Here is an 8558-nt window from a genome sequence, read left to right on the forward strand (position 1 = left end):
AGCCGCTCAGTCGGCGACGGTGAGGACCTCGGGATTGGCCAGGCGCTGCGGCGTGCCGGCGGCGAAGGCCAGCACGTTGTCGAAGGCGGTGCCGAAATACAGGTCGTAGCTGCCCTGTTCGACGTAGCCCAGGTGCGGCGTCGCCAGCACCCGCGGATGCCGCAGCAGCGGATGCTGCGGATCCAGCACCGGTTCCTGCTCGAACACGTCCAGTGCCGCCTGTCCAGGACGGCCGGCGTCCAGCGCGGCCAGCAGCGCGCCGGGCGCGATGAGTTCGGCGCGGCTGGTGTTGACCAGCAGCGCGTCCGATTTCATCCGCAGCAGGTCGTCCAGTCCGATCTGGTGGCGGGTGGCCGCGACCAGGCGGCGATGCAGGCTGAGCACATCGCTCTCGGCGAACAGCGCCTCGCGGCTGCTGGCGACCGCAAAGCCGTCGGCGCGCGCCTGCGCACAACTGTCCTCGCTCCCCCATACCTGCACGCGCATGCCGAAGGCGCGGCCGTAGGCGGCGACGCGGCGGCCGATCTTGCCGTAACTCCAGATGCCCAGGGTCAGCCCGTCCAGGCTGCGGCCCAACTGCGCATCGCCGGTGGCCTGCCAGTGCCCGGCCCGCAGCGCATCGCGGTAAGCGGGCAGGCGCCGGCTGGCCGCCATCAGCAGCGCCCAGGTCAGTTCCGCCGGTGCCACGGGCGCGCCGACGCCTTCGGCCACGGCCACACCGCGCGCGGTGCAGGCGGCCAGGTCGATGTGCTCGCCGATACGCCCGGTCTGGCTGATCAGGCGCAGCTTCGGCAGTCGCGCCAGCAGGGCGGCGTCGATGCGGGTGCGCTCGCGGATCAGCACCAGCGCCTCGGCCTCGGCGGCGTGGCGAACGAAGGTCTCGCGCTCGGGCGCCAGCGCGGTCAGCACCCGCACGTTGTGCGCCTGCAGCCGCGCGAAGCAGGGCAGGTGGCGCACCGCATCCTGATAGTCGTCGGCGATCAGGATGCGCATCGGCTCAGCGTGGCTTGCCGGGCATCGGGAACGGCGTGACCACCTTCTCGCCGGTGGCCGCGTCGCGGATCGTCGATTGGCCCTTCTTCTCCACTTCCTCGATGCGCACGATGCTCTGCATCGGCAGATGCAGAGTCTTGGTGTCGCCGAACTCCTCGCGCAGGCGTTCCTCGGTGGGATCGATCACCAGCCCGTCGTGCACATCGAACACCAGCGTGCCGATCTCGGTGAAGCCCCACAGGTGGCTGCTGCCGACGTGCTGGCAATACAGCTCGTAGACCTTGCCGTGGTTGAGGAAGGTCACTTTGTACAGATGCTTGAACATGCGCGCAGTATACGGGCGCCATTGCCGCAGGCGGCTCAGAAGCCCTTGCGCTTGCGCAGCCGCCGCGCGATCGCCGCGCGCACGTACAGCCCGTAGACCATGCCGAAGGCGAAGCCGGCCAGGTGCGCCGACCACGCCACCATGCCGAAGGCCGGGCCGATGTAGGCGAACACCACCTGCAGCGCCGCCCAGGTGCCGATCAGCAGCGAGGCCGGGGCGCGCACGAATTCCAGGAACAGCCCCAGCGGCAGCACCACGCCGAGCTTGGCTCGCGGGAACAGCGCCAGGTAGGTGCCGATCAGCGCCGAGACCGCGCCGCTGGCGCCGATGATCACCCGGTCCGGGGTGCCGACCGCGAACACCGCGGCCAGGTTGGAAATCGCCCCGCCGCCCAGGAACAGCAGCAGGAACCGCCACGGCCCCAGCACGCGCTCGGCGGGCAGGCCGAAGATCAGCAGGAACACCAGGTTGCCGAGCAGGTGCGACCAGTCGGCGTGCAGGAACAGGGCGGTGAACAGGCGCAGCACGCTGCCGTCCTGCACCGTGGCCAACCAGTCGCGCGGGCTGCCCACCCCGGCCGAGAGCGCGCCCCAGTCCAGCCACAGGGTCGCGCGCGCCTCGTCGGGGCGGCTGATCGACCACAGGAAGGCCAGCCACATCGCCGCGAACAACAACGGCGTGGCCCAGCGCAGCGTGGTGCGTTCGCGGGAGGGGATGGAAACGAACATGCGAGGGAAGGGGGGAGCCGGAGACCGCCAGGGACGCCACGATAACGACTTCATCCGGCTGAACGCACGCCGACTCCACACGAAGCTGAACGCATCATGTCGTTATTGTTTAGTTAACGGTGCGGGGTATACTCGCATACGGCGTCGTATGTCGGGAGGGGACTCCGGCGCGCATTCCTGGACCAGTCCGGCCCGGGAAGGCGCAGGCGCGAACACAGACACTCGTCTTCCGGAGAAAGCTAGCCATGCAAAACGCAACCCAGTTCGTCCGTTTCACCGCTCTGGCCGTCGGCATCGTCGGCGCGCTGGCCATGGGCCAGGCGCACGGCGCCGCGTTCCAGCTCAAGGAGAACAGCGCCAAGGGTCTGGGCCGCGCCTTCGCCGGCTCCGGTAGCGCCCCCGGCGATGCCTCGATCATCGCCGTGAACCCGGCCGGCATGCGCCAGCTCGACGGCAAGGTGTTCCAGGCCGACGTCAGCGCCATCCAGTTCTCGGCCAAGTACCAGGGCAACGGCGGCACCTATGCCAACGGCCAGCCGATCTCCGGCGGCCGTGGCGGCGACGCCGGCATGATCGCGCCGGTTCCGGCCGCGTACTTCCACATGCCGTTCGGCGAAAACAACAACATGCACTTCGGCACCTCGCTGACCGTGCCGTTCGGCTTCAAGACCGAATACGACCGCGACTGGGTCGGCCGCTACAACGGCGTGAAGACCGAACTGCAGGCGATCGACCTGAACTTCGCCTTCTCCTACGACGTCAACCCGTACGTGTCCTTCGGCGCGTCCGTGTTCGCCGAGCGCCTGAACATCGAACTGACCAACGCCATCGACTTCGGCACCGTCCTGGCCTCGCGCCGCGTGCCGGGCTTCGCGCCGGGCAGCGCCGACGGTTTCTCGCGCATCAAGGGCGACAACACCGCGGTCGGCTTCACCCTGGGCGGCCTGTTCAGCGTCGACGAGCACACCCACATCGGCTTCAGCTACCGCTCGCAGGTCGAGCACAAGATCACCGACGGCGACGCCGACTTCACCGTGCCGGGCAACGCCGCCACCGTGCTGGCCTTCGCCGCGCCGGGGACCTTCGTCGACACCAAGGGCCGCGCCACCGTCAAGCTGCCGGCCAGCGCCACCGCCAGCTTCACCCACGACATCAACGAGCAGTGGACGGTGATGGCTGACGTCACCCGCACCGCCTGGAGCAAGTTCGACAAGGTCACCGTCGACTTCGCCTCCAACCAGCCCGACAGCGTGCTGGACTTCTCGTACCGAGACACCACCTTCGTGTCGCTGGGCGCCGACTACCGCATGAGCGACACGCTGACCCTGCGTGGCGGCCTGGCCTACGACCAGACCCCGACCACCGACCAGCACCGCGACGTGCGCGTGCCGGACGCGAGCCGCAAGTGGGTCTCGCTGGGTCTGACCTGGAAGCCGTCCGAGCAGACCGAGTACAGCTTCGGCTACACCCACCTGTTCACCAACGATCCGAGCATCGCCACCACCAGCGCCACCGGCAACCGCCTGGTCGGCGACTACGACGTGAGCGGCAACGTGCTGGCGGCCTCGGTCAACTACAAGTTCTGATCGCAGGCGCTTCGCAGTTCCACGAAAAAGCCCCGCTTCGGCGGGGCTTTTTTTATGCCTGCCCGCGGCGCATGGCGCGCGCTGCGGCAGGCTGCGCGCGGCGCAGGTTCCGGGCGGAACGCTGCGCCGAAGCGGGCCGGTCAGTCGCCCAGGGTCAGCAGCGAGGCGTTGCCGCCGGCGGCGGTGGTGTTGACCGTCACCACCTTCTCGGTGGCGAAGCGCAGCAGGTAGTGCGGGCCGCCGGCCTTGGGGCCGGTGCCGGACAGGCCCTGGCCGCCGAACGGCTGCACGCCGACCACCGCGCCGATCTGGTTGCGGTTGACGTAGACGTTGCCCACCGCCACGCGCGAGGCGATGCGCTCGATGGTCTCGTCGATGCGCGAATGCACGCCCAGGGTCAGGCCGTAGCCGGTGGCGTTGATCTGGTCGATCACCGCGTCGAGCTGGTCGGCCTTCCAGCGGATCACGTGCAGCACCGGGCCGAAGATCTCGCGCTGCAACTGCGCCAGCGACTGCAGTTCGTAGGCACGCGGGGCGAAGAAGCTGCCGTGGGCGGTGGCATCGTCGGTGGCTGCCACGGCGATCGCGCGCGCCTCGCGGTCCATGCGTGCGGCGTGGTCGGTGAGAATCTGCAGCGCGTCGGCATCGATCACCGGGCCGACGTCGGTGGACAGCAGGCCGGGGTCGCCGACCTTCAGCTCGGCCATGGCGCCGGCGAGCATGGTCATCACCTTGTCGGCGATGTCGTCCTGCACGAACAGCACGCGTGCGGCCGAGCAGCGCTGGCCGGCGGAGATGAAGGCACTGGAGATCGCGTCCTTGACCACCGCTTCCGGCAGCGACGAGGAGTCGGCGATGAAGGCGTTCTGGCCGCCGGTCTCGGCGATCAGCACGCCGATGGCGGCATCGCGCGCGGCCAGCGCGCGGTTGATCGCGCGGGCGGTGTCGGTGGAGCCGGTGAAGGCGACGCCGGCCACGCGCGGATCGCGGGTCAGCGCGGCGCCGACGGTGGCGCCGTCGCCGGGCAGGAACTGCACCACCGCCTCCGGCACGCCGGCTTCGTGCAGCAGCTTCACCGCGGCATGGCCGACCAGGTTGGTCTGCTCGGCCGGCTTGGCGATGACGCTGTTGCCGGCGGCCAGCGCCGCGGCGACCTGGCCGAGGAAGATGGCCAGCGGGAAGTTCCACGGGCTGATGCACACGAACACGCCGCGGCCGTGCAGCTGCAGTTCGTTGGATTCGCCGGTCGGCCCGGGCAGGCGCTCGGGCGCACCGAACTGCGCGCGCGCCTGGCCGGCGTAGTAGCGCAGGAAATCCACCGCCTCGCGCACTTCGGCGACGCCGTCCGGCAGGGTCTTGCCGGCTTCCTTGACGCACAGCGCCATGAACTCGGGCATGCGCGCTTCCAGCAGGTCGGCGGCGTGTTCGAGGATGGTGGCGCGGCTGGCGGCCGGGGTACGGTTCCAGGCCGGGTAGGCGGCTGCGGCGTTGCTCAGCGCCTTCTCCACGGTGGCGACATCGGCCGGCTTCCAGTGGCCGACGATCTGGCGATGGTCGGCCGGGTTGGCGACCGGCAGGGTGTCGCCGGCGATCACCGCGCCGGGCACCAGCGGCGCGGCCTGCCAGGGCTTGAGCGCGGTGTTGAGCTGGTCGGCCAGCGCGCGCAGATCGTTGTCGTTGGCGAGGTTGGCGCCCATGGAGTTCTTCCTGTTGTGGTTCTGGCTGCGCAGCAGATCGACCGGCAGCGGAATCTTCGGATGCGGGATGGAGGCGAACGCGGACACGGCTTCGACCGGATCGCGGATCAGGTCTTCGATGGCCACGTCCTCGTCGGTGATGCGGTTGACGAAGCTGGAATTGGCGCCGTTCTCCAGCAGGCGCCGCACCAGGTAAGGCAGCAGGTCCTCGTGCGAGCCCACCGGCGCGTACACGCGGCAGGGCACGCCGAGGCGGTCGGCGGGGATCACTTCGGCGTAGAGGTCGTCGCCCATGCCGTGCAGCTTCTGGTGTTCGTAGTCGCGGCCGCCGGCGATGGCGCGCACCGCGGCGATGGTCTGCGCGTTGTGGGTGGCGAACATCGGATACAGCGCATCGCTGTGCGCGAACAGGCGCTTGGCGCAGGCCAGGTAGGACACGTCGGTGTTCTGCTTGCGGGTGAACACCGGATAGCCCGGGTGGCCCTCGACCTGCGCGCGCTTGATCTCCGCATCCCAGTAGGCGCCCTTGACCAGGCGCACCGGGATGCGGCGGCCGACGCGGCGCGCGAGGTCGGCGAGGAAGTCGATCGTGTACGGGGTGCGCTTCTGGTACGCCTGCACCGCCAGGCCATAGCCTTCCCAGCCGTCCAGCGAGGGATCGGAGAAGGTGGCCTCGATGATGTCCAGCGACAGTTCCAGGCGGTCGGCTTCTTCGGCATCGACCGTGTAGCCGATGCCGTAGGACTTGGCCAGTTGCGCCAGTTCCAGCACGCCGGGCACCAGTTCGGCCATCACCCGCGCGCGCTTGGCGTGCTCGTAGCGCGGATACAGCGCCGAGAGCTTGATCGAGATGCTGGGCGCGGCGAACACCGCGTCCTTGCCGCCGCCCTGCGGGCGCTGCGCGGCGAAATGCTTGCCGATGGCGTGGATCGCCTGGCGGTAGGCATCGAGGTAGCGCTGCGCGTCCTTCATGGTCAGCGCGCCTTCGCCGAGCATGTCGAACGAGTAGCGGTAGTGGGCGTTGTCGCCCTTCTTCGAGCGGGTCAGCGCCTCGCCGATGGTCCGGCCCATCACGAACTGATGGCCCATGATCTTCATCGCCTGGCGCACCGCCAGACGAATCACCGGCTCGCCGACGCGGCCGATCAGGCGCTTGAACGCGCCGGACACGTCGGCGCGGGTGAGGTCGTTGATCTGCACCAGCTTGCCGGTGAGCATCAGGCCCCAGGTCGACGCATTGACCAGGATCGAGTCGCTCTCGCCCATGTGCTTCTTCCAGTCCGCATCGCCGAGCTTGTCGCGGATCAGCTTGTCGGCGGTGTCCTGGTCGGGGATGCGCAGCAGTGCTTCGGCCACGCACATCAGCAGCACGCCTTCCTCGCTGCCGAGGTCGTACTGGCGCATGAAGGCCTCGATCGCGCCCTGGTCCTGGGCGCGGGCGCGCACCCGGGTGACCAGGTCGGCGGCCAGCGCCTGCACCCTGGCCTGGTCGGCCGCGGGCAGGCGCGCTTGCTCGAGCAGTTCGCGTACGTGTTCGGCTTCGTCCTTGAGCCAGGCGGCGGTGATCGCCGCGCGCAGGGCCTGCGGCGCGGGCGGGAGTTCGGGGGACAGCAAGGGCGAAGGAGACGCGGACGGCATCGCCGGGACAGAGCCGGCGCCAGGCAGAGCGTTCATGCGGGAAAGGCCAGGGACAGAGCCCGCTATTTTATGTCACCGCCTGCACGCGCAGGGGGTTGCCGGCATCGCCACGACGATGGCGGACGCGTCCAGGCTGAACGTAAATCTTGTTGCGCTACAGCATTTTTTGTGGTGAACGCGCGCTTGCCGCCGCGCAGGCCGGGGGCTACCATCCAGGCGTGCTCGCGGCTCGAGTACGAGCGGTTCGGAAGCGGCGGTTCGACATGATCGAAATGTTTCCGTTTTCTCCGGAGGGGTCGGGTACGCAGCTGCGGCTGCGACCGCCGCGGGCGTTGAATGCCCGGCAATTCGTTCTGTTGTTCGTCGCACTGGCCGGGGCGATGTGGGCCGTGGCTGGGCTGGGGTGGCTCGCCGGCAATGTGTTCGCGCCTGCGTTCGCCCTGTTGCACAGCATCGTGGTGGCGCTCGCGCTGCATTGGTCGTGGCGCGGCGGCGAGCGCGAAGAGGATATTCGGGTGGGTCCGGCCTGCGTGGAAGTGACCCGTCCGAATGCAGGAACGCCGGCGTTCCGCGCCCACCCGCATTGGGTGCGGTTGCGGATCGAAGGCGACGACAGGGTGGTGCTGGCATCCAGCGGCAAGCAGGTCCGGGTCGGCGAATTCCTCGGCCCCGACGAACGCCGGCAACTGGCGCAGACCCTGGAAGGCTTGCTCGCGGCCGTGACCGGCCGCAACCGATGACGCTCCAAGGGGTCTAGGCAATGAAGCAACGCGGCGGGTGGGTGCAACAGGCGGTCAGGGGCGGGATGGCGTTGGCGGCGGCGATGGCCGCACCGCTGGCGTGGGCGCAATCGGCCGATCCCAAGCCGTGGCAGCTCAACATGGGCAGGGGCGTCACCCAGAGCGCGCGCAACGCCTACGACGCGCACATGGTCGCGTTGTGGGTGTGCGTGGTCATCGGCGTGCTGGTGTTCGGCGCGATGGCCTATGCGATCTTCAAGTTCCGCAAGTCCAAGGGCGCGGTGCCGGCGCAGTTCAGCCACAACACCAAGGCCGAGATCGTGTGGACGGTGATCCCGGTGCTGATCCTGATCGTGATGGCGTGGCCGGCCACCGCCAAGCTGATCGCGATGTACGACACCCGCGATGCCGAGATGACGGTGAAGGTCACCGGCTACCAGTGGATGTGGCGCTACGAATACCTGGGCGAGAACGTGTCGTTCACCAGCCGCCTGGCGCGCAGTTCCGACCGCCTGCGGCAGAGCGGCGCGGTGCCGACGGCCGAGCACGACCCGCACTACCTGCTGGACGTGGACAACCGGCTGGTGCTGCCGGTGAACACCAAGGTGCGCTTCGTCATCACCGCCGACGACGTCATCCACGCCTGGTGGGTGCCGGCGCTGGGCTGGAAGCAGGATGCCATCCCCGGGATCATCAACGAGGCCTGGACCAGCATCGACACCCCTGGCGTGTACCGCGGCCAGTGCGCCGAACTGTGCGGCAAGGACCACGGCTTCATGCCGATCGTGGTCGAGGCGGTGAGCAAGCAGGACTTCCAGAAGTGGCTGGCATCGCGCAAGCCGGCGCCCGCC

General features: G+C 69.1%; 7 protein-coding genes. 3 read left to right on the forward strand and 4 right to left on the reverse strand.

Features of this window, described 5'->3' with window-relative positions:
* Window positions 1-6: 6 nt before the first annotated feature.
* Genes D183_RS0105095 through D183_RS0105105 form a run of 3 tightly spaced genes read right to left on the reverse strand, consistent with a single transcriptional unit; the run spans window position 7 to window position 2046 of the window.
* Complete coding sequence (locus tag D183_RS0105095; RefSeq protein WP_017908047.1) at window positions 7-993, reverse strand: D-2-hydroxyacid dehydrogenase family protein; 987 nt, start codon at window positions 991-993, stop codon at window positions 7-9.
* Window positions 994-997: 4 nt separating this feature from the next.
* Window positions 998-1318, reverse strand: a complete 321-nt coding sequence (locus D183_RS0105100) for a DUF1820 family protein (protein WP_017908048.1) — start codon at window positions 1316-1318, stop codon at window positions 998-1000.
* A gap of 35 nt (window positions 1319-1353) precedes the next feature.
* Window positions 1354-2046 carry a rhomboid family intramembrane serine protease gene (locus D183_RS0105105; protein ID WP_017908049.1) on the reverse strand — a complete coding sequence of 231 codons (693 nt, stop codon included), beginning with the start codon at window positions 2044-2046 and terminating at the stop codon, window positions 1354-1356.
* A gap of 245 nt (window positions 2047-2291) precedes the next feature.
* Between D183_RS0105105 and D183_RS0105110 the strand changes: the two genes are divergently transcribed.
* Window positions 2292-3632: an outer membrane protein transport protein gene (locus D183_RS0105110; RefSeq protein WP_017908050.1), complete on the forward strand. Its 1341-nt coding sequence runs from the start codon at window positions 2292-2294 to the stop codon at window positions 3630-3632.
* A 140-nt stretch (window positions 3633-3772) separates the two neighbouring features.
* Here the strand turns inward: D183_RS0105110 and putA are convergent, their stop codons facing one another.
* On the reverse strand, window positions 3773-6967 hold the full coding sequence (putA, locus tag D183_RS0105115; protein WP_039726190.1) for a bifunctional proline dehydrogenase/L-glutamate gamma-semialdehyde dehydrogenase PutA: 3195 nt from the start codon (window positions 6965-6967) through the stop codon (window positions 3773-3775).
* 263 nt (window positions 6968-7230) lie between these two features.
* Here putA and D183_RS0105120 point away from each other — a divergent pair, with 263 nt between their 5' ends.
* Together D183_RS0105120 and coxB are read left to right on the forward strand one after the other, a co-directional pair.
* A complete protein-coding gene (locus D183_RS0105120) occupies window positions 7231-7707 on the forward strand; it encodes a DUF2244 domain-containing protein (RefSeq protein WP_019796200.1) in 477 nt (158 codons plus the stop codon).
* Between the two features lie 20 nt (window positions 7708-7727).
* Window positions 7728-8558 (forward strand): cytochrome c oxidase subunit II (coxB, locus tag D183_RS0105125; RefSeq protein WP_039726191.1); only part of this gene is annotated, 831 nt, incomplete at its 3' end.

Source organism: Xanthomonas sp. SHU 199 (genome assembly GCF_000364665.1).
Lineage (GTDB): Bacteria > Pseudomonadota > Gammaproteobacteria > Xanthomonadales > Xanthomonadaceae > Xanthomonas_A > Xanthomonas_A sontii.

Bases quoted from the DNA above. Each gene is read 5' to 3' on its own strand.
- D183_RS0105110 (WP_017908050.1), top strand. From the start codon at position 2,292: ATGCAAAACGCAACCCAGTTCGTCCGTTTCACCGCTCTGGCCGTCGGC.
- D183_RS0105120 (WP_019796200.1), top strand. From the start codon at position 7,231: ATGATCGAAATGTTTCCGTTTTCTCCGGAGGGGTCGGGTACGCAGCTG.
- D183_RS0105105 (WP_017908049.1), bottom strand. From the start codon at position 2,046: ATGTTCGTTTCCATCCCCTCCCGCGAACGCACCACGCTGCGCTGGGCC.
- D183_RS0105100 (WP_017908048.1), bottom strand. From the start codon at position 1,318: ATGTTCAAGCATCTGTACAAAGTGACCTTCCTCAACCACGGCAAGGTC.
- putA (WP_039726190.1), bottom strand. From the start codon at position 6,967: ATGCCGTCCGCGTCTCCTTCGCCCTTGCTGTCCCCCGAACTCCCGCCC.
- D183_RS0105095 (WP_017908047.1), bottom strand. From the start codon at position 993: ATGCGCATCCTGATCGCCGACGACTATCAGGATGCGGTGCGCCACCTG.